We start from the raw sequence: 22,567 nt of genomic DNA on the forward strand, positions 1-22,567 counted from the left end.
CAGTACAGGACGACTTATGCCAAATTACGCCAGCAGTTTTCTGAAGCGTTGGGATTAAAAAAAAGCGTCAGGAGAATCGAATGAGTTTGCAATCGGTACGGCAATTTCTGGCCGAACATGCCCCGGATATTGAAATCATTGAATTAGGTCAAAGCACCGCGACGGTGGAACTGGCGGCAAAAGCACATAACGTCCAGCCAGGACAGATAGCGAAAACCCTTTCGCTGAAGGTTAAGGACGCCATCATCCTGATCGTCGCCAAAGGCGATGCAAGACTGGATAATAAGAAACTTAAAAGCACTTTCGGTGCCAAAGCGCGCATGTTAAGCAGTGATGAGGTCGTCAATGCGACGGGACATCCCGTTGGCGGGGTCTGCCCTTTCGGACTGGAAACCCCGTTGCCCGTGTATTGTGACATCTCTTTACGAGCGTTTACCGAAGTGCTTCCTGCTGCCGGCGCTATCGATAGCGCAGTGCGTATTGCACCAGAGCGCATGGCTGAACTGACTTCTGCTATCTGGGTTGATGTGTGCCAGTAAACGTCCGTTACTGACTATTGCGGTGATTAAAGTAAAATATCCGCCGCATGCAGTAAACCAGCGTCAGAGTTCACCCCCAGCTTCGACATCACATTAAACTTATGCGCCCGAATGGTTTTAATATTCCGCGCCAGTTCAGTCGCAATTTGCGGCATTGAGTAACCGCAGGACATAAAGCGCAAAATCTCACGCTCTGTCGGGCTCAGCATGCGACTCTGATTAAGATACCAAAGATTGCTGTTGCTTTCGTTGATCCGCCTCGCGCCGCTTAATGCCGTAAATAATGCCTCTTGTAGCGCAGGAAGCGGGGCTTCTTTGCTCAGTACGCCATCTAGCGGAAAGGGCGACAGTACGCTGATTAAACGCGCTTCAACATCATCATCCGCAATAACCAGACGACGCATGCCGGGATAGTTTTCGGCAAGCTCAGTCAGACTCATTAACCCTACTCGCCGGTATTTTCGGATAGAAGATAGCGAAAAAATAACGGCAGAAAAAACAGTCGTCTTCATCGCCTGTTGAAAATCATCCAGCGTCAAATAAAGATGCAGGTTATATTGATTGTCAGGGGTTGCGTTAAATAGATTCTGAATACCAATACCACTCATAACACATTTTTCTATGAGTGCGACGTTTCGCGTACAGTGTCTGTGTTCCATTCTGCGGCCTCTCCATATACTGAAGGTAAGTTCAGTTCTCTTGCTCCCTGAGAACTGTTAATCCATGCGTACATTTCCGCATTACTGTGTATTGATAACCGGCGCATAGCGCTGTTTTTCTGGGCACTGATGGTTTTATTACTTTTTTTAAGTAACGCAGCAATCTGGTTAATCCCCCAACCTTTCCCTAACAGGCGCAGTACTTTTCGCTCTGATAGCGTCAAGAGAATAGTGTGGGAACTAAACTCCAGATGTTCGAACTGGGTAGGTGACAACAACATTTTACTGATTTTGTCAGGATTTTTATGCCCGGAACGAATGGTTCTGACCAGACTCTCAATCGGTTCAATATCCGATAACAACGTACTTGAGGGGCGCATCAATAATTCGACTGCCTGTGCGTAATACGCCCGCGATACCAGAAAAACCCAATGAACATCCCGGTATTGAGAAAGAAGTGTATAGAACTGCTCACAGACAGTTCGCGGCTGATGACATTCACCGGTTAAATCCACGATCGCCAATTCCGCCCGACGCAGTTGCAGTGGCGTGAGTTCTTCTACAACACCGCAAGTGGTGAGTTCATACTCCGGGAAATGCTGTTGCATAACCCCATGGAGCCCCGCTTGTATCACAGGGACTTTACTGATGACTATTCCGTTTTTGCAGCATCCTGGCAACATATATCCTCCATATCCATATTAATTAATCTATCTGTTATTAATGAATCGCACTTGAATTAACACATACAGCCATGCAATACAAAAAATAAAACAATAGACAATATGAATTGTTTATCCCTGGTGTTTATACTCTAATTCTGTATGACGCGGTTATACAACTATCGCGGGGTATAATACAAGTCGATATTGTCGATATGTACTCCGCATTCCAGAACAAGATATTAAGCATTCTTTTTTTATATATGAATTTTTTATTTATCCAATTCTGGACAAGCTATTTTTTAATTAATTCCCGGTATGCCTTCGGAGACAACGCAGAATGCCTTTTAAAGAAACGGGAAAAGTAGGTGACATCGCTGAATCCCAGATAGTCGGAGATCTGGCTGATAGTCATGCTGGTATATTGCAGACTGCGTTTCGCTTCAAGTATCAACCGCTGATGCAATACGTTTAATGCACTGCAATGATGGAACTCACGGCATAGTTGGTTCAGATAATTGGTTGAAAGGCCGATGCGCTGGGCGTATTCAGCAAGAGGAAGATGCTCGCGATAGTGGCTCTCAACCTGCCGGGCAAAAAGGCGTATTGCGCTACGACGGCGCGCCAGAGTGTCTTTCGGTTGCTTAGCTGGCCTGCTCTGCCGACGAAGCCAGACCAGAAGCGCGCTCAGCAATGAAAACAACATCATTTCCCGCGCCTCACTATCGGTCTGATACTCTTTTTGTAAGGCGGAAAAAAGCGTGCGGATGTGGCTGCGAGACTGAGCCACCGGCACGCACTGTGGGGTATTGAGCAATGGCAACGGCTGTGGAAACTGAGACTCCAGGCGGCCAATCAGCGGCAACGCCAGAGAAAGAACGTAGCCCTGGGTGCCGGGTGAAAAACGAAAGCCGTGGACACAAAGCGCAGGGACGACCTGAATACAGGCATCGCGCATGACCGTGGTCTGTCCCTCGATTTCAATTATTGCTTCGCCCCGATGCAAATAAAGCAACTGGACAATCTCAGCATGCTGATGCACCCGAATATGCCATTCATACAGACTGCTGCGCTGATGAATCGACTCGCAGTGCAGCAGATCGGGCGTTGGCCATCCCTGTTGTTCACCATACAGTTTGAAAACAGGAATAATTTCAGCCTGTTGCATTGTTTTCCCTCATCGCTTGCCCACCTCTTCGTAAGGCAGCCCGACGTAATTCTCCGCAATCGTCGTCAGTCCGGCCCTTGAGCCCAGATAGTACTGTCGATCTGCCTCCTGCATCTTGCGATCAAAATCGCTCTTTTCCTGAAAATCATGTAGCAGGTGTGTCATAAACCAACTGAATCGTTCCCCTTTCCATACGCGGTTAAGAGCCAGACGGGAATAGGTCGCCAGCAGATCGCTGCGCCCGTGCTGATAGTATTGCGTCAAAATACGCCATAAATAGTTGACGTCGGACGCGGCCAGATTCAGTCCTTTTGCTCCGGTCGGCGGAACGATATGCGCTGCATCACCGACCAGAAAGAGCTTGCCGTACTGCATCGGCTCCACCACGTAACTACGCAACGGCGCGATGCTTTTCTCAAGTGAGTGACCAGTCACTAACTTCGAGGCCAGTTCATCAGGGAGCCGCCTTTTCAGCTCGCCCCAGAAGCGCTCATCGCTCCAGGACTCCACCTGCTCGCTGAGCGGGACCTGCAAATAGTAGCGGCTTCTGGTTAGTGAGCGCTGACTACAAAGTACAAACCCGCGCTCATGATGTGCATAAATTAACTCAGGATTGACTGGCGGTGTATCGGCCAGCAGCCCAAGCCAGCCAAATGGCCAGATACTTTCGTACTCACGGATAAGGTCACGAGGAATACTTTGTCGGGAAACACCGTGGAATCCATCGCACCCGGCAATGAAATCGCACTCAAGTCGGCACTTCTCTCCCTCTTTCTCAAACGTGACTGACGGATGGTCACTTTTGGCATCGTGAATCTCAACCTGCTGGACGCCATAAATCGTGGGGGCCCCACAATTGTTGCGCGCCTGCATCAGGTCCCGTGTAACTTCCGTTTGTCCGTAAACCATGACGCTTTTGCCACCGGTCAATTCGCTCAGCGCGACGGGAATGCGTTTGCCATCAAAAATAAACTCAACGCCATGATGTACCAGGCCTTCGCTGTCCATACGCTGCGCTACACCAGCTTCCCGCAAAAGCGAAACGGTCCCACTCTCGAGGATCCCCGCGCGGATGCGCCCCAGCACATACTCCGGCGTTTGTCGTTCGATGATGACAGTGCGGATCCCCGCTTGATGCAACAACTGCCCCAGCAGTAGCCCGGAAGGTCCAGCCCCAATAATCGCGACCTGAGTTTTCATCACATTCCTCACCTGCATAGTTGATTATTTGTTTAATCAATGTTGAATAAAAGTTTCAAATTGCATTTTTGATAAGCAGGAACAGAAAAAGAAGGTCCGAATGCGGGTAAAAATTGCACTTTTCACCGATTTGGCAAAAGTGTGGAGTCGTTCAAATTCTGGCAATCATAAAGCAGACGTTTTTTTCAACAGAAAGATTGATCTCAGCCGGAGCCAAAAAATGCATGCTTCGTGATACAAAGGAGTCTTTCGTTATTCGACAGTACGCAACGCGTCTTTTCAGCCAGGGCGAGTCATGCAAGAAGAGCAGTCATTTCAGCGAATGGTGACACGGTTATGCATTCAGTGTGGACTTTTTTTACTGCAACACGGCGCGGAGAGCGCGCTAGTTGATGAACTCTCCACCCGACTCGGGCTGGCATTGGGGATGGACAGCGTTGAAAGCGCTATCTCCTCCAATGCTATTGTTCTGACCACTATTAAAGACGGGCAGTGTCTGACCTCCACGCGAAAAAACCAGGATCGCGGCATTAATATGCATGTGGTCACTGAGGTGCAGCACATCGTCATCCTCGCCGAACACAAGCTGCTGGATTACAAAGGCGTCGAGAAGCGTTTCAGTCAGGTCAGGCCCCTGCGCTATCCGCGCTGGCTGGTTGCGTTGATGGTCGGTCTCTCCTGCGCCTGCTTCTGTAAGCTGAATAACGGCGGTTGGGACGGCGCGGTGATTACCTTTTTTGCCAGCATGGTGGCGATGTATATTCGTCAAATCCTGGCGCATCGCCATTTGCATCCACAGATCAACTTTTGCGTCACGGCTTTTGTCGCGACCACCATTTCCGGGCTGATGTTACATCTTCCCGCCTTTAGCCAGACGCCCACGGTGGCGATGGCCGCCAGTGTCCTGCTGTTGGTTCCCGGCTTTCCGCTGATCAATGCGGTGGCGGATATGTTTAAAGGACACATCAATACCGGTCTGGCACGCTGGGCGATCGCCAGCCTGCTGACGCTCGCAACCTGCGTGGGCGTGGTCATGGCGCTGACACTTTGGGGGCTTCGCGGATGGGTATAATCGATTTCATTCTCGCGCTGATGCAGGACATGCTGCTTTCCGCGATCCCCGCACTGGGATTTGCGATGGTCTTTAACGTCCCCCACCGCGCCCTGCCCTGGTGCGCGCTGCTCGGTGCGCTTGGTCACGGTTCGCGCATGGTGATGATGACCGCCGGGTTCAATATTGAATGGTCAACGTTTGTCGCCTCGCTGCTTGTCGGCAGCATCGGCATCCAATGGTCTCGCTGGTATCTGGCGCACCCGAAAGTGTTTACCGTTGCGGCGGTGATCCCGATGTTCCCTGGAATTTCAGCCTACACAGCAATGATCTCTGCAGTAAAAATCAGCCACTTTGGCTATAGCGAACCGTTGATGATTACATTGCTGACCAATTTCCTGAAAGCCTCGTCAATTGTGGGCGCGCTTTCGATCGGACTCTCCGTGCCAGGCCTTTGGCTCTACCGAAAACGCCCACGCGTTTAATCGCCGCGGCAGGCGCATCCCTGCCGCTCCTCCTCTACGGTGTGTTACTATAGAAACAGTGTCCCTTCTCGGTTGTAGTCGGTATTGAGAAACGTTATGTCATCCAGAATTTTGACCCCGGACGTCATTGGTATTGACGCCTTATTACACGATCACCAGACGGTGCTGGCGAAGTCTGAAGCTGGCGCGGTGGCGGTGTTTGCCAACAACGCCCCTGCCTTTTACGTACTGACCCCCGCTCGCCTGGCACAACTGCTGGCGCTCGAAGAAAAGCTCGCCCGCCCCGGGAGCGATGTGACGCTGGATGCACAGTTTTATGAGGAACCACAGCCAGTGCCGGTCGCCGTACCGCTGGGGAAATTCGCCATGTATCCAGCCTGGCAACCGGACGCCGACTTCCAGCGTCAGGCTGCGCTGTGGGGTGTCGCGTTAAGAGAACCGGTCACCGCTGAAGAACTGGCTTCGTTCGTGACCTACTGGCAAGCGGAAGGCAAACTGTTTCATCACGTGCAGTGGCAGCAAAAACTGGCGCGCAGCGTGCAGATCGGCCGCGCAAGCAACGGCGGCCTGCCGAAGCGCGATGTGAACACGGTCAGCGAACCAGATAATCAAATTCCACCGGGTTTTAGAGGTTAACCATGAAAAACGTTGGCGATCTGATGAAACGCCTGCAAAAAATGATGCCCGCCCATATCGAACCGGCGTTCAAAACGGGTGAAGAGCTACTGGCCTGGCAGAAGGAGCAAGGTGAAATTCGTGCCGCCGCGCTGGCTCGTGAAAACCGGGCGATGAAAATGCAGCGTACTTTTAACCGTTCCGGCATCCGTCCGCTACATCAAAACTGCTCATTCGATAATTATCATGTGGAATGTGAAGGCCAGATGAATGCGTTGAGCAAAGCGCGACAGTATGTGGAAGAGTTCGATGGCAATATCGCCAGCTTTATCTTCTCCGGCAAACCAGGAACGGGGAAAAACCACCTCGCCGCGGCAATCTGCAACGAGCTACTGCTGCGCGGGAAGTCAGTGCTGATTATCACCGTGGCGGACATCATGTCGGCGATGAAAGAGACGTTCAGCAATCGTGAAACCAGCGAAGAGCAGTTGCTGAACGATCTGAGCAATGTTGATCTGCTGGTCATTGACGAGATCGGCGTGCAAACCGAATCGCGCTATGAAAAGGTGATCATCAACCAGATCGTCGATCGTCGTTCCTCCTCAAAGCGCCCCACTGGCATGCTCACCAACAGTAATATGGAAGAAATGACCAAACTGCTGGGCGAACGCGTGATGGATCGCATGCGGCTGGGTAACAGCCTGTGGGTGATCTTCAACTGGGACAGCTTCCGCAGTCGGGTAACCGGCAAAGAGTATTAAGACCATTCTTAGACTGAGCGGCGCTATACACCGACGAAGGTCTATACACGAGTAATCACAATGAAAACGACAAAACGTTTGCTGTGCTGCGCGATCGCGGCCAGCGCCTGCTTCGCAGCTAATACTTTCGCCGCCTCATGGCAGGACTCTCTCACCAGCGCAGCCAGCGAACTGAGCAAGCAGAGCACCACCTCGTCGCAAAGCGGGACATCGCTCTCTTCCCTGACCAGCCTGCTCAATGGCGGCAATCAGGCGCTGAGTGCGAACAATATGAATAACGCCGCCGGGATTTTGCAGTACTGCGCGAAGCAGAAGCTGGCGTCCGTTACTGATGCAGAAAATGTGAAAAATCAGGTACTGGATAAGCTTGGTCTCGGCGCGACCGAGCAAAAGCAGGACACCAACTATCTGGACGGTATTCAGGGCCTGCTCAATACCAAAGACGGTCAGCAGCTTAACCTGAATAATATCGGCAGTACGCCGCTCGCAGAAAAAGTGAAGACGAAAGCCTGCGATCTGGTACTCAAACAGGGTATGAACTTTATTTCCTGATCCCCGACGCCGCGTTTTGGCCGTTTTCCACCCTGCGCGGCGCGTCCCCTCCCTTTTCGTTCTTCTCTTTTACCCACGCCAGGTATGACGGGAAGTGACGACGATCAAAAAAGCCTATTTCTAAACTAATTCTGAATAACAAGGTAATTAAATGTCACTAGAATTGCAGCTAAGTGACAACCCCATTACATTGTACTTTTCCGTAAACGCTGAGCTGCCAGTTGAACGCCTGGTTTAGAGCCTTATCACAAGGCTGTTTGTGAGGATCGTCCGTTGTCTGAGTTACTCTCCATCGCGCTGTTTCTTGCCTCTGTACTGATTTATGCCTGCAAAGCGGGTCGCAACACCTGGTGGTTTGCCGCCAACCTGACGGTGCTGGGACTTTTTGTGATTCTGAATATCACGCTGTTCGCCAGCGACTATTTCACAGGTGATGGAATTAACGATGCCGTACTCTACACGTTGACGAACAGTCTGACAGGGGCCGGTGTCGGCAAATACATTCTGCCGGGCATTGGCATTGCGTTAGCGCTTGTGGCGGTCTTTGGTACGCTGGGCTGGGTACTGCGTCGTCGCCGTCATCATCCTCATCATTTTGGTTACAGCCTGCTGGCACTGCTGCTGGCGCTGGGTTCCGTCGATGCCAGTCCGGCATTTCGTCAGATCAGCGAACTGGTCAAATCCCAGACCCGCGACGGCGATCCCGATTTCGCGGCCTACTATAAAGAGCCGGCGAAAAGCATCCCCAACCCGAAGCTGAACCTGGTGTACATCTACGGTGAAAGCCTGGAACGTACCTATTTCGATAATGAAGCCTTTCCGGAACTCACTCCGGAACTCGGCGCGTTGAAAAACGAAGGCATGGATTTCAGCCACACCCAGCAGTTACCGGGTACGGATTACACCATTGCCGGGATGGTCGCCTCTCAGTGCGGCATTCCGCTGTTCGCACCGTTTGAAGGCAACGCGTCGGCATCGGTTTCCAGTTTCTTCCCGCAGAATATCTGCCTCGGGGATATCCTGAAAAACTCCGGCTATCAGAACCACTTTGTGCAGGGGGCAAACCTGCGTTTTGCCGGGAAAGACGTGTTCCTGAAGTCCCACGGTTTCGATTATCTGTATGGCGCCGAAGAGTTAAAAAGCGTCGTCGCCGATCCGAATTACCGCAATGACTGGGGCTTCTATGACGACACGGTACTGGATGAAGCGTGGAAGAAGTTCGAAGAGCTCTCCCGTTCCGGTCAGCGTTTTTCGTTGTTTACCCTGACCGTCGATACCCATCATCCGGATGGTTTTATCTCGCGCACCTGCAGCCGCAAACGCTATGATTTCGACGGTAAACCCAACCAGTCCTTTAGCGCTGTCAGTTGTAGTCAGGAAAATATTGCGGCGTTTATCAATAAAATCAAAGCCTCACCGTGGTTCAAAGATACCGTGATTGTGGTCTCTTCGGACCATCTGGCGATGAACAACAGCGCATGGAAATACCTGAACAAACAGGATCGCAACAACCTGTTCTTCGTGATACGCGGGGACAAACCGCAGCAGGAGACGCTGGCAGTCAAACGTAACACGATGGATAACGGCGCCACGGTGCTGGATATTCTCGGTGGTGATAACTTTATCGGTCTGGGGCGCAGCAGCCTGTCGGGCCAGTCGATGTCGGAAGTGTTCCTCAACAGCAAAGAAAAGATCCTCGCCATGAAGCCGGATATCATTCGCCTGTGGAACTTCCCGAAAGAGATGAAAGATTTCACCGTCGACCGGGATAAAAATATGATCGCTTTCTCCGGCAGCCATTTCCGTCTGCCGTTACTGCTGCGGGTGTCGGATAAGCGCGTCGAGCCACTCCCGGAAAGCGAATACTCCGCCCCGCTGCGCTTTCAGCTTGCCGATTTTGCCCCGCGCGATAACTTCGTCTGGGTCGATCGCTGCTATAAGATGGGTCAGCTGTGGTCGCCGGAACTGGCGCTCTCAACCGACTGGTGCGTCTCGCAGGGTCAGCTTGGCGGCGAGCAAACCGTCCAGCATGTTGATAAAGCACAGTGGAAAGGTAAGACGGCCTTTAAAGACACGGTGATCGACATGGAACGCTACAAAGGCAACGTCGATACACTGAAAATCGTCGATAACGACATCCGCTATAAAGCCGACAGCTTTGTCTTCAACGTGGCAGGCGCGCCGGAAGAGGTGAAGCAGTTCAGCGGGATTTCTCGTCCGGAATCCTGGGGACGCTGGTCTAACGCGCAACTGGCGGAAGAGGTGAAGATCGAGTACAAACAGCCGCTGCCGAAAAAATTCGACCTGGTGATCACCGCGAAAGCCTTCGGCGACAATGCGAATCGTCCCATTCCGGTGCGCGTGGGCAAAGAAGAGCAGACGCTGGTGTTAGGTCACGATGTCACCACCACCACGCTGCATTTCGACAACCCGACGGAGGCGGATACGCTGGTGATTGTCCCTCCTGCGCCAGTCCCGACCAACGAAGGCAACATCCTCGGCCACTCACCGCGTAAGCTGGGGATCGGCATGGTTGAAATCAAAGTGGTCAGCGCTCAGGGCTGACCACCGACAATAAAAAAAACAGCGCCCAACACCACTCCGGGCGCTGCATGGCAATCGTCAGAACGTAATCACCCCTTTGATCAACGCCCGGTTGTTAATCACATCCTGTTCAAAGATCTCCGCAAGCTGGCTGAACGGATAGCGATGCGTGAGCATCATTTCAGCGCTCAATTTGCCTTCCGCCATCAGCCGTCCGACCTTCGCAAAATCCTCCGGCGTGGCATTACGGCTGCCCATCATGGTGGTCTCTTTCTTGTGAAACTCCGGGTCAGAGAACTGTAAATCGCCTTTGAACAGCCCGACAAAAACGATGGTGCCGCCGTGGCGGATCAGGTTAACGCTATTGTTCATGGCATGCTGGTTACCGGTCGCATCGAGCACTTTTTGCGCCAGTGAACCGTCAAATTGTGCCCGCAGTTGAGCCTCAAAATCTGCAGCAGAGGGATCCACCACCGGCAGGCCGAGACGAGAAGCAACGTGTTCGCGACGCGCCGCACTGGTATCGGCCACCACCACCTGCGCCCCCTCCGCTTTGGCAATAGCCGCCGCCCCGATCCCAATTGGCCCGGCCCCAACGACCAGCACCTGCTCACCGGGCGCGATAGCGGCACGGCGTACCGCATGCGCGCTAATCGCATAAGGCTCGATCAGCGCCGCAGCCTGAGGATCAATCCCTTCCGCCGACAACAGGTTGGTTGCCGGCACGCTGAGATACTCGCTAAACCCTCCGTCCTGATGTACGCCGATCACCGAGATTTTCTCGCAGCAGTTCGTTCGCCCTCCCAGGCATGCAGGACACTGCTGACACGCAACATAAGGGATCACCGCCACCTGCTGACCCACGTTAAATTGTGTGACCTTCTCGCCGAGCGTCACAATATCCCCACATATTTCATGGCCTAACACGCGTGGATAACTAAAAAAAGGTTGATTACCTCCCCAGGCATGAATATCGGTACCACAAATACCGACAGACTTAATTTTAATTAATACTTCCTTTTTATCCGGAATCGGTATGTCGCGTATCTCATGAATTAATTTCCTGGGTTCCTGGCAAATCAACATATTCATTGTGGACATCGTTATGCGCTCCTGTTTCTTTGTTGCTTCAGATATTGATGAAAATAGAAATAGCCGCGTAACGAGAAAGCTAATTTGTGAAACCCTGCGCATTAAAATGTTTTAAATCGGGTTTTAATGCAGTCAAAAGGAGATCCCAATGAGCCGTTCGCAAAATTTACGTCACAATGTCATTAACCAGGTGATCGATGATATGGCGCGCGGCCATCTTCCTTCCCCGTTGCCGTCGCAAAGCGCATTAGCCGAGATGTACAACATCAGTCGCACCACCGTACGCCATATGCTGAATCACCTCAGCGAGTGCGGCGTATTAACCCAGGTCGGTAACGACCACGTCATTACCCGAAGCCCTGAACATGATGATGGTTTTGCCTGTACCACGGCCTCCATGGCGGAGCAGAGCCGTATTTTTGAGCAGGCGTTTTATACGATGATTAACCAACGCCAGCTTCGTGCTGGCGAGACGTTTTCAGAACTTCAACTGGCCAGATCGGCAGGCGTCAGCCCGGTGGTAGTACGAGAATACCTATTAAAATTTGGACGTTACGATCTCATTCAGAGCGAGAAGCGCGGCCAGTGGAGCATGAAAAAGTTCGATCAGTCCTATGCCGAACAGCTTTTTGAGCTACGTGAGATGCTGGAAACCCATGCGCTACAGCACTTTCTCAATCTGCCGGATGACGATCCGCGCTGGCTGCAGGCCAAAATGCTGCTGGAACGCCACCGTACGCTGCGCGACAGCGTCGGCAGCAACTTTCGTATGTTCTCCCTGCTGGACCGTGATTTTCACGCGCTGTTGCTCTCTGCTGCCAATAATATATTTTTCAATCAATCACTTGAGATTATTTCAGTTATCTTCCATTTCCATTACCAGTGGGATGAACGCGATCTTAAACAACGCAATATCATCGCCATTGATGAACACATGACCATCCTCAGCGCGCTGATTTGCCGCAGCGACCTCGATGCGCTTCTTGCACTGCGTAACCATCTGAATACGGCGAAACAATCGATGATTCGCTCTATCCGGCAAGAAAATGAGTAAATTAAAAACACATTAAAAACAACAAACCTTTAGCAAGAGCACGAATTCATACAACACATACAGCACCATGATGACTTTCTGCTTACTTTCTGATTAGGCAGGATTCACTCTGATTTTTTCCGCCAGTACAAAAGTGAGTTTTATTCGTTGACCCCTGGGAGCAAGTAGAAAATGAACAAGATAATAGCCGTGCTGATTACTGTTTGTACTTTTTTTCTGCCATTCACCATTCAGGCTAAACCGCTTTCTATTAAAGTCGCATATGAGAATAATCCAGGCGAGCCATTAGATGTGGTGATGCGCTACTGGGCTGACATTCTGAATAAAAAAAGTAATGGAGAAATAACGCTGGTTCTCTATCCCAGCTCACAGCTAGGGTCAAAACAAGATGTGACTGAACAAGCCATGATGGGAATGAACGTCATCACGCTCACCGATGTGGCTTTCCTCGCCGATTATGAACCTGATTTAGGTATTTTGTTTGGACCTTATCTGACTGACGATCCGCAGAAACTCTTCAAAATTTATGAGAGCGACTGGTTTCGCCAAAAAAATGAAGACCTGAAGAAAAAAGGGATTCATGTGGTGATGAACAATTATCTGTACGGCACCCGTCAGATTATTTCTAAAAAACCGATTCGCAAAGTGGAAGATCTGGCGGGGATGAAAATCCGCGTACCGAATAACGTGATGCAAATTAAAGCCATTCAGGCGATGGGCGCCACGCCAACCCCGATGCCACTGGGTGAAGTTTACCCTGCACTGACTCAGGGCGTCATTGATGGCGTTGAAAACCCAATTTCTGTTCTGCAAGGGCAAAAACTGTTTGAGCAGGCGAAATATCTGTCGATGGTCAATTACCTGACCAACACCTCGGTATGGATTGGCGGTGAAGCCTTTTTCAGTACGCTCTCCCCTGAGCAACTGGAGTTGATTCATTCAACGGGTTATGAAGCGGGTCTCTACAGCCAGAAATTAACGATTGAACGCGACGCGGAAATGCTGAAGGCCATGGAAGCAGAAGGTGTCGAAGTCATTTACCCGGATACCGAAGCCTTCCGTCAGAAAGCCCGCAACGTTTATACGCAATTCCCGGAGTGGACGCCGGGCTTGTATGAAACCATTCAACAGCAACTGCAATAAATACAGGCACAGATCGCTCGAAGCCTTTTTCTCTCAAGGCCAGGGCGACTCTCTGAAGGAGGATTAATGCGTTTCTTTGGCAAGCTTGTAGAACTGGGCGCAGCGCTGGCATTGTTTATCCTGGTGATCATGACCATTGCAGCCGTGTTCATGCGTTATTTTATTGGACAACCCATTCAGTGGACTGAGGAAGTGTCTGGATTGCTGATGATTTGGGTGGTGATGTTGGGTGGCGTAGTCGCTGAACGTGACCGGGCGCATCTGACTATTCCTTTTGTCGTCGATATGCTCCCACATAAAGTCAAACGCATTATTGCTTCGCTGGTTGCCGTGCTTTCCATTGGGTTGCTGGTTTATATGGCCTGGCTGGGTTATCGACTGGCGGAAATGGCGCAGTATAAGGTCACGCAAATATTAAAAGTGTCTTGGTTCTGGATTGATGTCGCTGTTCCGGTCGGTACCCTGGCAACGGCAGTTTACACGCTCTACTGGTTAATTAATGACGTTAAACAGGGTGATGTTGGCGAGGAAAAACAATGAGCTGGTTATTAATTATTCCACTAATGATCGTGTGCTTATTTCTGAATATTCGTGTGTATCTGGCAATGTTTATCGGCATTATTGCCTATTTCCTCTTCTTTTCCACGGTTCCGATTGAAATTGCGGTTCAGCGGTTGATTGCGCCAACCCAAAGCCCGTCCCTGCTGGCAATCCCCTTCTTTATCTTGTTGGGTACGCTGATGAGTTATACCGGGATTGCAGAACGTATCCTGCAGGTGGCGAATATTCTGGTCGGTAAAATGCGGGGTGGACTCGGGGTCGCCAATATTCTGGTCAGCACCATGATGGGAGGAGTCAGCGCCTCAAACCTGGCCGACGCAGCGATGCTGTCGCGCATGATGGTTCCCGAGATGGAGCGTAAAGGCTACAACCGCGCCTTTGCGGCGGCGATCACCGCCGGGGGTTCGCTTGTCACGCCGATCATCCCGCCGGGGATTGCCCTGATTATTTATGGTCTGGTGGCAGATGTCTCCATCGGGAAAATGTTCATGGCCGGTCTGATTCCGGGTCTGCTCTGTGCGGTGTTGTTAATGTTTACGGTTTATCTGGTTGCCCGTAAAACCAACGCGAAACCCTCACGCGACACCTGGCCTACCGGTAAGGAAGCGCTCTTCTCGCTTGGGCAGGCATGGCCCGCGCTGTTTTTGATATTTGCCGTCGTAGGAGGGATTCGCGCCAACATCTTCACCCCAACAGAAGCCGGTGCGGCAGCGGTACTCATCGTGTTGATTATCGGTTTCTTCATTTATCGTCAAATGACTCTCGGCCATGTTGTGAAAGCCCTGGGAGAAACGGCGCGGGCAACGGCATCGGTCATGTTAGTGATCATGGCAAGCGCCGCACTCGGTTGGATCTTCTCAATGGAACATGCCGGCGTCGCGGTGGCGAACTTTGTTACGACGCTGACAGAAAACAAATACATATTCCTGTTAATTATCAATATTCTTTTGCTAACACTGGGGATGTTTCTTGAAGGGAATGCCATTCTGTTGATCCTGGTTCCCTTGCTTAAACCTGTCGTGGCGCATTTTGGTATCGACCCGGTACATTTCGGTATCATCATGATTTTCAACCTTTCTATTGGCGCCTTCACGCCGCCGGTTGGCACCGTCATGTTACTGGTCTGCAATATTACGCAGGTTTCCGTCGGACAGTTTTTCCGCCAGTCTCTGCCGTTACTGGGTACTTTGTTACTCATGCTGATGTTGGTGACCTACATACCGGCTATTTCGTTATTTCTCGTCTGACCTGTTAACCCCATCATGTCCCCGGTCGCGGGGACTTTTCCCTGCGACCGGACAGCGCGTTATACTGCCCTCATTGTCACCTCATTTCCGGTATCGTTATGCACATTACGGTTCGCCCCACCACTCTGGCAGACGTTGCCGTTCTGCCTGCAATTGAACGCTCAGCAGGGCAGCGTTTTTTAGATGTGCCGGATCTGGCATGGATTGCAGACGATCATATTGTCAGCGCGGAACTGCACCGGGAATATGCCGCTAAAGGATTGAGTTGGCTGGCGCTGGTTGACGATCGGCCCGTTGGATTTCTGCTTGGCGAGGCGATGGGGGCATCGCTGTATATTGCTGAATTTTCGCTGCACCGGGCGTGGCAGGGGAAAGGAATTGGTCGCCAGCTAATCAACACGGTTGCGGATTGGGCGCGTGAGCAAGGCTTCACCTCCCTGACGCTCACCACGTTTCGCCATGTCGCCTGGAATGCACCGCTGTATCAACATCTGGGATTTGAAATACTGGAAGATGGCGCGTTGCCGCCGGCATTACGCCAGAAGCGAGAGGAAGAAACGGCGCATGGCATGGCGTTTGAATCGCGTTGTGCCATGCGCCTGAGGCTTAATTAAAACGTTTCCCAGTTATCCCCGGTCTCCGCAATAGCGGCTTTACGCGGCTGAACCGTTGTGGAAACGGACTTCACGCTCGCAACGTCACGCGCACGCTGCTGTTCCTGTTGGATGCGGAACACGGCAACGGCCTGTGTCAGACGGCTGGCCTGCTCTTCCAGCGCAGCGGCGGCGGCGGCAGACTCTTCCACCAGCGAGGCGTTCTGCTGGGTCACGCGATCCATTTCCGCCACGGCCAGACCGACCTGGTCGATCCCACGGCTCTGTTCATCAGACGCAGAGGCGATTTCTCCCATGATGTCGGTCACGCGTGTGACCGCATTCACGATTTCATCCATCGTTTCGCCGGCGCTTTCAACCAGCGTAGAACCGACGTCAACACGGCTTACGGAGTCTTCAATCAGGGTCTTGATCTCGCGCGCGGCCTGCGCACTGCGCTGCGCTAGGTTACGAACTTCACCGGCAACCACCGCAAAGCCGCGTCCCTGTTCACCTGCTCGCGCCGCTTCTACTGCTGCGTTCAGCGCCAGAATATTAGTCTGGAAGGCAATGCCGTCGATCACGCTGATAATGTCAGCAATTTTCTGCGAACTGGAGGCGATATCGCGCATGGTTTGCACCACGTTATCCACCACTTTCCCGCCTTTCTGCGCCGTTTCGGACGCGCTCAGCGCCAGATGGCTGGCCTGACGGGCGTTTTCGGCGTTCTGCTTAACGGTAGCGGTCAACTCTTCCATGCTCGCCGCCGTCTCTTCCAGAGAGGCCGCCTGCTGCTCGGTACGGGAAGAGAGATCGTTGTTACCCATCGCGATTTCGCTGGCGCCGCTGTAAATGGCGTTCGCGCCGTTACGCACGTCGCCCACGGTACGCACCAGTTCACCCTGCATGTGGCGCAGGCTTTCCGCCAGTTGGCCCATTTCATTGGTGCCTTCGACATCAATCCGCTTCACCAGATCGCCGCTGGCAATATGACGAATGCTCGCGATCAGGCGGTTCATTGGCGCGATCAGCGACAGTTTGATGCCAAACCAGACGGCAATAATAACCACCAGCACTGCCAACAACACGCTGCCCAGAACCCACATCGCCTGGCTGTAAGAGCTGTTGTTGTCCTCTACCGCCAGGTCATACAGACGGTCGTTCTGTTGCAAATAGTTCACATACTGCTTCTCAAAACCATCCTGATACCCCTGGGTTGGCTGATCGAAAAACTCGTTGATCTTCCCGGCCCCCAGCAACTGGATCAGTTCGGCTAACGCATTGTGATAGATATCGTAATTGCGCTTGATTTCCGCTGACGCCGCTTCGCTTTGACGTGGGTCACGCGGTAACGCTTCATAGTCCGCCCAGTTTTTCTCTGCCTGTTTCAGGGAAACGCTGGCAATCTGCATCAGCTCCGCAACGGTTGCGCCGCTGCCGATATTGTTCTGATCCATCATGTAGCGGATACCCGCACGGTTAAGGGTATTACGCGTTTGCAGCAGAGCCACCCAACTGCCGTTCAGCGTAGACTGCTGCTGACGAATGGTTTGCAGTACGGTGAAATTCTCTTTGTCATTTTTCAATGCGTTAAAGAACAAACCGCCCGAAGTGAGTTGTAAAAGGCCAAATAAAGCCAGAACCAGCAATAAGCTGGTCACAATCTTGATACGTTTTAACATGTTTTCTCTTTCCGCTAGACAGATACTCTGGTTGTCGGCCTGGAACGAGAAAACTTTACGCAATCGCGAGGTGTATCACAGGAAATTTGTTCAATTAACTGGCAAAAAAAGCGATGACCCACTACCCGAACGGGAATCAGGCGAGGATGCCTCGCCCTTTCTGCCTTATCTCAGCGCGGAAATGTCATCAAACAGCGAACGGGTAATCGTCACCCCTTCCAGCCGCGATTTCTCCCGCGTACTGAAACGTCTTTCTCCCGGCAGTCGCGCTCCCTGCTCCTGCATCGCGGCAAACAGCGTTTCTGCGCGCTCCAGATGGCGATGCGCCTCATCCCCAAGGAACCGGGATGGGTCAAGCGCCAGAATCAGTTCGCCGCCGTACGGCAGACCGCCTGCCCCCTCATCCCAGGCCAGCGATTCCGCACTGGTCATGTCCCCGATGAGCGGCCCTGCCAGCAGTTCAACCATTGCCGCAAACGCCGAGCCTTTGTGACCACCAAAGGTCAACATCGCGCCATTTAATACCGCCTGCGGATCGGTTGACGGTTGCCCTTCGCTGTCGATACCCCACCCTTCCGGAATCGCTTTTCCAGCCCGCTGATGCAACTGGATCTCGCCGCGCGCCGCCGCACTGGTCGCCATATCAAAAATGTAAGGCGGCTTGCCGTTGCGCGGCCAGCCAAAGGCGATCGGGTTGGTACCAAACAGCGGACGCGTACCGCCGGCCGGTGCAACCCAGGCGTGGCTTGGCGTGCAGGCATACCCCACCAGTCCGGCGTCCGTCAGTGGTTCAATATCCGCAAACAACGCGGAAAAGTGCACGCAACGGTTGATCGCTAACGCCGCAATCCCGCACGTTTTAGCTTTACAGATGAGCAGTGGCAACGCCTGCTCATAGGCCACGAGGGAGAACGCGCCGCCCGCGTCCGCTTTAACAATAGCGGGTGCCTGATCGGAAATCTGCGGACGTGCATCAGCGGAGACTTTTCCTTTACGCAAGGTTTCGACTATTCCCAGCAAGCGCCATAGCCCGTGAGACGCGCAGCCGTCGCGCTCGCCCGCCGTCACATTACGCGCGATAGCATCCGCATGCTCCGCACTAAAGCCGTTGCTGCTCAGCACCTCACGCGCCAGCATGTAAGCCTCAGATAAAGTGAGGTTTACTGTTTCCATGTTGTTCTCCTTATGATGTTGTCGGCAATAAGCGTAGTCGGTATTCGCCCCTGGTTGGCGGATTTTTCTTTGTGATCTCAGTCACATAATATTCGCCACCCGGCGTTCCTCTTTACCGCTTACTGACACTTCTGACCGCTTAACTCCCCATTTGACCGCTCACTTATTTACCTTACTTTACACGCGCGACTCTCTGGCAAGATCGTCATCAGCATAGCAGTCAAATTACCTCTTCAAACGCAACCCAAACCAAACGGCTTCGGCCAATTATTCATCTTATAAAACCAGGTTTTACTATGGATACGAAAAAGATATTCAAGCACATACCCTGGGTGATCCTCGGGATCATCGGGGCATTCTGCCTCTCGGTTGTCGCCTTACGCCGGGGTGAACACGTCAGCGCCCTGTGGATCGTGGTCGCTTCCGTGTCGGTATATCTGGTGGCTTATCGCTACTACAGCCTGTACATCGCCCAGAAGGTGATGAAGCTTGACCCTACACGTTCTACCCCCGCGGTCATCAATAACGATGGCCTGAACTACGTTCCGACCAACCGCTACGTGCTGTTCGGGCACCACTTTGCCGCGATCGCGGGCGCTGGTCCGCTGGTCGGTCCGGTTCTGGCCGCGCAGATGGGTTACCTGCCTGGTACCCTGTGGCTGCTGGCGGGTGTTGTGCTGGCGGGTGCGGTCCAGGACTTCATGGTGCTGTTTATCTCTTCTCGCCGTAACGGCGCGTCGCTTGGCGAGATGATTAAAGAAGAGATGGGCTCCGTGCCGGGGACAATTGCCCTGTTTGGCTGCTTCTTAATTATGATCATCATCCTCGCGGTTCTGGCGCTGATCGTCGTAAAAGCGCTGGCCGAAAGTCCGTGGGGGGTCTTCACCGTTTGCTCTACCGTACCTATCGCGCTGTTCATGGGGATCTACATGCGCTTCCTGCGTCCGGGACGTGTGGGTGAAGTGTCGGTGATTGGTATTGTTCTGCTGGTGGCGTCAATTTATTTCGGCGGCGTGATTGCTCACGACCCGTACTGGGGCCCGGCGCTGACCTTTAAAGACACCACCATTACCTTTGCGCTGATCGGCTATGCGTTCGTTTCTGCACTGCTGCCGGTGTGGCTGATCCTCGCTCCGCGCGACTATCTGGCCACCTTCCTGAAAATCGGCGTTATCGTCGGCCTGGCGCTGGGTATCGTTGTCCTCAACCCAGAGCTGAAAATGCCGGCCATGACGCAGTACATCGACGGTACTGGTCCACTGTGGAAAGGTGCGCTGTTCCCGTTCCTGTTCATTACCATCGCTTGTGGTGCGGTCTCTGGCTTCCACGCGCTGATCTCTTCCGGTACTACGCCGAAACTGCTGGCCTGTGAAACTGACGCTCGCTTTATCGGTTACGGTGCGATGCTGATGGAGTCTTTCGTGGCGATCATGGCGCTGGTTGCAGCCTCCATTATCGAACCGGGTCTCTACTTTGCGATGAACACCCCACCGGCAGGCCTGGGCATTACCATGCCGAACCTGCATGAAATGGGTGGCGAAAACGCGCCGCTGATTATGGCGCAACTGAAAGATGTGACCGCACATGCGGCAGCAACCGTCAGCTCCTGGGGCTTCGTCATTTCACCTGAGCAGATCCTGCAAACGGCGAAAGACATCGGCGAACCGTCTGTTCTGAACCGTGCCGGTGGCGCGCCAACACTGGCAGTCGGTATTGCGCACGTGTTCCATAAAGTGCTGCCGATGGCGGACATGGGCTTCTGGTACCACTTCGGTATTCTGTTTGAAGCACTGTTCATCCTCACCGCGCTGGATGCCGGTACCCGTTCTGGACGCTTTATGCTGCAGGACCTGCTGGGTAACTTCGTTCCGTTCCTGAAGAAGACCGACTCTCTGGTTGCCGGTATCATCGGTACGGCGGGCTGCGTGGGTCTGTGGGGCTACCTGCTGTATCAGGGCGTGGTCGATCCGCTGGGCGGCGTGAAGAGCCTGTGGCCGCTGTTCGGTATCTCTAACCAGATGCTGGCAGCCGTGGCGCTGGTTCTCGGTACCGTCGTTCTGATCAAAATGCAGCGCACCAAATACATCTGGGTAACCGTTATCCCTGCGGTATGGCTGCTCATCTGCACCACCTGGGCGCTGGGTCTGAAACTGTTCAGCTCCAACCCGCAGATGGAAGGCTTCTTCTACATGGCTAACCAGTACAAAGAGAAGATTGCCAACGGCGGCGAACTGACCGCTCAGCAGATTGCCAACATGAACCACATCGTTGTGAACAACTACACCAACGCAGGCCTGAGTATTCTGTTCCTGGTGGTGGTGTACAGCATCATCTTCTACGGTTTCAAAACCTGGATGAGTGTCCGCAATGTGGATAAACGTACCGATAAAGAAACGCCGTACGTTCCGGTTCCTGAAGGCGGCGTGAAGACCTCTTCACATCACTAAACCTGATGCCGGGTAGTGCTCCGCTTACCCGGCCTACAGTCTGTCATTAACGTAGGCCGGATAAGGCGAAAGCCGCCATCCGGCTTTAATCATTCACGGGACGGCACAATGTTTGGTAACTTAGGTCAGGCAAAAAAATATCTCGGCCAGGCGGCGAAGATGTTGATAGGTATTCCCGACTACGATAACTATGTCGAGCATATGCAAACCAACCATCCGGACAAGCCGTACATGAGCTATGAAGAATTCTTCCGTGAGCGCCAGCAGGCGCGCTACGGCGGCGACGGTAAAGGCGGCATGCGCTGCTGTTAGAAGGAGAAGTGAATGACCCCGATTGCAGTCACCCTACTCACCGGTTTTCTTGGCGCAGGTAAAACTACCCTGCTGCGCCACATCCTCAACGAAGAACACGGCTACAAGATTGCCGTTATCGAAAACGAATTCGGCGAAGTCTCCGTGGACGATCAGCTGATTGGCGATCGCGCCACGCAGATCAAAACCCTGACCAATGGCTGCATCTGCTGTACACGTTCGAACGAACTGGAGGATGCGCTGTTAGACCTGCTCGACAACCTCGATAAGGGCAATATCAGCTTCGATCGCCTGGTGATTGAATGCACCGGCATGGCGGACCCAGGCCCGATTATTCAGACCTTTTTCGCCCATGAAGTCATTTGCCAGCGTTATCTGCTGGACGGCGTGATTGCGCTGGTTGATGCGGTCCACGCCGACGATCAGATGAATCAGTTCACGATCGCCCAGTCGCAGGTCGGCTATGCCGATCGCATCCTGCTGACCAAAACCGACGTGGCGGGTGACAGTGAGAAATTGCGGGAACGTCTGGCGCGCATCAACGCCCGCGCCCCGGTTTATACCGTGACACACGGGGATATTGATCTCTCTCTGCTGTTCGACACTAACGGCTTTATGCTGGAAGAGAATGTCGTCAGCGCCAGACCGCGCTTCCATTTTATTGCTGATAAGCAAAACGATATCTCTTCTATTGTGGTGGAACTGGATTACCCGGTGGATATCGGCGACGTCTCCCGCGTGATGGAAAACCTGTTGCTGGAATCCGCAGAAAAACTGTTGCGTTACAAAGGCATGCTGTGGATTGAAGGCGAACCGAACCGTCTGCTGTTCCAGGGCGTGCAGCGCCTGTACAGCGCCGACTGGGACCGCCCGTGGGGCGACGAACAACCTCACAGCACGCTGGTGTTTATCGGCATTCAGCTGCCGGAAGACGAAATCAGAGCCGCCTTTGCGGGGCTGAAGAAGTAATTTTTTTGCCCGATGGCGCTACGCTTATCGGGCCTACGGTTTTTCCCCTGGCCGCTGC

22 protein-coding genes are annotated in these 22,567 nt (G+C 52.8%); 15 read left to right on the plus strand and 7 right to left on the minus strand.

What is annotated here, in order from left to right; translation table 11 throughout:
• Positions 1-80 precede the first annotated feature (80 nt).
• Positions 81-539: a YbaK/EbsC family protein gene (locus QNN88_RS09745; protein WP_414240035.1), complete on the plus strand. Its 459-nt coding sequence runs from the start codon at positions 81-83 to the stop codon at positions 537-539.
• A 26-nt stretch (positions 540-565) separates the two neighbouring features.
• Here QNN88_RS09745 and bglJ read toward each other — a convergent pair whose 3' ends face one another.
• From bglJ to pobA, 4 genes are all read right to left on the minus strand, one after another.
• Positions 566-1,198 (minus strand): DNA-binding transcriptional activator BglJ, encoded by a 633-nt coding sequence (bglJ, locus tag QNN88_RS09750; RefSeq protein WP_414240036.1) that lies wholly within the window; start codon positions 1,196-1,198, stop codon positions 566-568.
• A complete protein-coding gene (locus QNN88_RS09755; RefSeq protein ID WP_414240037.1) occupies positions 1,159-1,881 on the minus strand; it encodes a helix-turn-helix transcriptional regulator in 723 nt (240 codons plus the stop codon). The genes bglJ and QNN88_RS09755 overlap by 40 nt, the downstream gene beginning before the upstream one ends.
• A gap of 274 nt (positions 1,882-2,155) precedes the next feature.
• Positions 2,156-3,028 carry a helix-turn-helix domain-containing protein gene (locus QNN88_RS09760; RefSeq protein ID WP_414240038.1) on the minus strand — a complete coding sequence of 291 codons (873 nt, stop codon included), beginning with the start codon at positions 3,026-3,028 and terminating at the stop codon, positions 2,156-2,158.
• 9 nt (positions 3,029-3,037) lie between these two features.
• The gene (pobA, locus tag QNN88_RS09765; RefSeq protein WP_414240039.1) at positions 3,038-4,228 is read right to left on the minus strand and encodes a 4-hydroxybenzoate 3-monooxygenase; all 1,191 of its coding nucleotides are present in this window, start codon (positions 4,226-4,228) and stop codon (positions 3,038-3,040) included.
• 295 nt (positions 4,229-4,523) lie between these two features.
• On the opposite strand from pobA, the gene QNN88_RS09770 reads away from it, so the two are divergent.
• The 6 genes from QNN88_RS09770 (at position 4,524) to opgB (ending at position 10,257) form a co-directional block, all read left to right on the plus strand.
• The gene (locus QNN88_RS09770) at positions 4,524-5,300 is read left to right on the plus strand and encodes a threonine/serine ThrE exporter family protein (protein WP_414240040.1); all 777 of its coding nucleotides are present in this window, start codon (positions 4,524-4,526) and stop codon (positions 5,298-5,300) included.
• A complete protein-coding gene (locus QNN88_RS09775) occupies positions 5,291-5,764 on the plus strand; it encodes a threonine/serine exporter (protein WP_414240041.1) in 474 nt (157 codons plus the stop codon). Before QNN88_RS09770 ends, QNN88_RS09775 begins: the two co-directional genes overlap by 10 nt.
• Positions 5,765-5,860: 96 nt before the next feature.
• A complete protein-coding gene (dnaT, locus tag QNN88_RS09780; protein WP_414240042.1) occupies positions 5,861-6,400 on the plus strand; it encodes a primosomal protein DnaT in 540 nt (179 codons plus the stop codon).
• Between the two features lie 2 nt (positions 6,401-6,402).
• The gene (gene dnaC / locus QNN88_RS09785) at positions 6,403-7,140 is read left to right on the plus strand and encodes a DNA replication protein DnaC (RefSeq protein ID WP_046401434.1); all 738 of its coding nucleotides are present in this window, start codon (positions 6,403-6,405) and stop codon (positions 7,138-7,140) included.
• 60 nt (positions 7,141-7,200) lie between these two features.
• The gene (locus QNN88_RS09790; RefSeq protein ID WP_275224064.1) at positions 7,201-7,692 is read left to right on the plus strand and encodes a DUF2501 domain-containing protein; all 492 of its coding nucleotides are present in this window, start codon (positions 7,201-7,203) and stop codon (positions 7,690-7,692) included.
• 273 nt (positions 7,693-7,965) lie between these two features.
• Positions 7,966-10,257 carry a phosphatidylglycerol--membrane-oligosaccharide glycerophosphotransferase gene (gene opgB / locus QNN88_RS09795; protein WP_414240043.1) on the plus strand — a complete coding sequence of 764 codons (2,292 nt, stop codon included), beginning with the start codon at positions 7,966-7,968 and terminating at the stop codon, positions 10,255-10,257.
• A 57-nt stretch (positions 10,258-10,314) separates the two neighbouring features.
• Here opgB and QNN88_RS09800 read toward each other — a convergent pair whose 3' ends face one another.
• Positions 10,315-11,337: a zinc-binding alcohol dehydrogenase family protein gene (locus QNN88_RS09800; protein WP_414240044.1), complete on the minus strand. Its 1,023-nt coding sequence runs from the start codon at positions 11,335-11,337 to the stop codon at positions 10,315-10,317.
• Positions 11,338-11,476: 139 nt separating this feature from the next.
• On the opposite strand from QNN88_RS09800, the gene QNN88_RS09805 reads away from it, so the two are divergent.
• From QNN88_RS09805 to QNN88_RS09825, 5 genes are all read left to right on the plus strand, one after another.
• Positions 11,477-12,382: a GntR family transcriptional regulator gene (locus tag QNN88_RS09805; RefSeq protein WP_414240045.1), complete on the plus strand. Its 906-nt coding sequence runs from the start codon at positions 11,477-11,479 to the stop codon at positions 12,380-12,382.
• A 171-nt stretch (positions 12,383-12,553) separates the two neighbouring features.
• The gene (locus tag QNN88_RS09810) at positions 12,554-13,525 is read left to right on the plus strand and encodes a C4-dicarboxylate TRAP transporter substrate-binding protein (RefSeq protein WP_414240046.1); all 972 of its coding nucleotides are present in this window, start codon (positions 12,554-12,556) and stop codon (positions 13,523-13,525) included.
• Between the two features lie 66 nt (positions 13,526-13,591).
• Positions 13,592-14,065, plus strand: a complete 474-nt coding sequence (locus tag QNN88_RS09815) for a TRAP transporter small permease (protein WP_414240047.1) — start codon at positions 13,592-13,594, stop codon at positions 14,063-14,065.
• Positions 14,062-15,333 carry a TRAP transporter large permease gene (locus QNN88_RS09820; protein ID WP_044253891.1) on the plus strand — a complete coding sequence of 424 codons (1,272 nt, stop codon included), beginning with the start codon at positions 14,062-14,064 and terminating at the stop codon, positions 15,331-15,333. The genes QNN88_RS09815 and QNN88_RS09820 overlap by 4 nt, the downstream gene beginning before the upstream one ends.
• 98 nt (positions 15,334-15,431) lie before the next feature.
• Positions 15,432-15,947, plus strand: a complete 516-nt coding sequence (locus QNN88_RS09825) for a GNAT family N-acetyltransferase (protein ID WP_414240048.1) — start codon at positions 15,432-15,434, stop codon at positions 15,945-15,947.
• On the opposite strand, the gene tsr is transcribed toward QNN88_RS09825, so the two are convergent.
• Entirely contained in the window at positions 15,944-17,608 is a 1,665-nt protein-coding gene (gene tsr / locus QNN88_RS09830; protein ID WP_414240049.1) for a methyl-accepting chemotaxis protein, read from the minus strand. The two genes, QNN88_RS09825 and tsr, sit on opposite strands and share 4 nt — an antisense overlap.
• 165 nt (positions 17,609-17,773) lie before the next feature.
• Positions 17,774-18,781: an Ldh family oxidoreductase gene (locus QNN88_RS09835; protein WP_414240050.1), complete on the minus strand. Its 1,008-nt coding sequence runs from the start codon at positions 18,779-18,781 to the stop codon at positions 17,774-17,776.
• Positions 18,782-19,077: 296 nt separating this feature from the next.
• On the opposite strand from QNN88_RS09835, the gene btsT reads away from it, so the two are divergent.
• From btsT to yjiA, 3 genes are all read left to right on the plus strand, one after another.
• On the plus strand, positions 19,078-21,228 hold the full coding sequence (gene btsT, locus QNN88_RS09840; protein WP_414240051.1) for a pyruvate/proton symporter BtsT: 2,151 nt from the start codon (positions 19,078-19,080) through the stop codon (positions 21,226-21,228).
• Between the two features lie 108 nt (positions 21,229-21,336).
• Positions 21,337-21,540 carry a YbdD/YjiX family protein gene (locus tag QNN88_RS09845; protein ID WP_024130742.1) on the plus strand — a complete coding sequence of 68 codons (204 nt, stop codon included), beginning with the start codon at positions 21,337-21,339 and terminating at the stop codon, positions 21,538-21,540.
• 12 nt (positions 21,541-21,552) lie between these two features.
• Positions 21,553-22,509: a GTPase gene (gene yjiA / locus QNN88_RS09850; protein ID WP_414240052.1), complete on the plus strand. Its 957-nt coding sequence runs from the start codon at positions 21,553-21,555 to the stop codon at positions 22,507-22,509.
• Positions 22,510-22,567: the final 58 nt, after the last annotated feature.

It is taken from the genome of Citrobacter sp. ANG330, assembly GCF_047467925.1.
Lineage (GTDB): Bacteria > Pseudomonadota > Gammaproteobacteria > Enterobacterales > Enterobacteriaceae > Citrobacter_A > Citrobacter_A amalonaticus_G.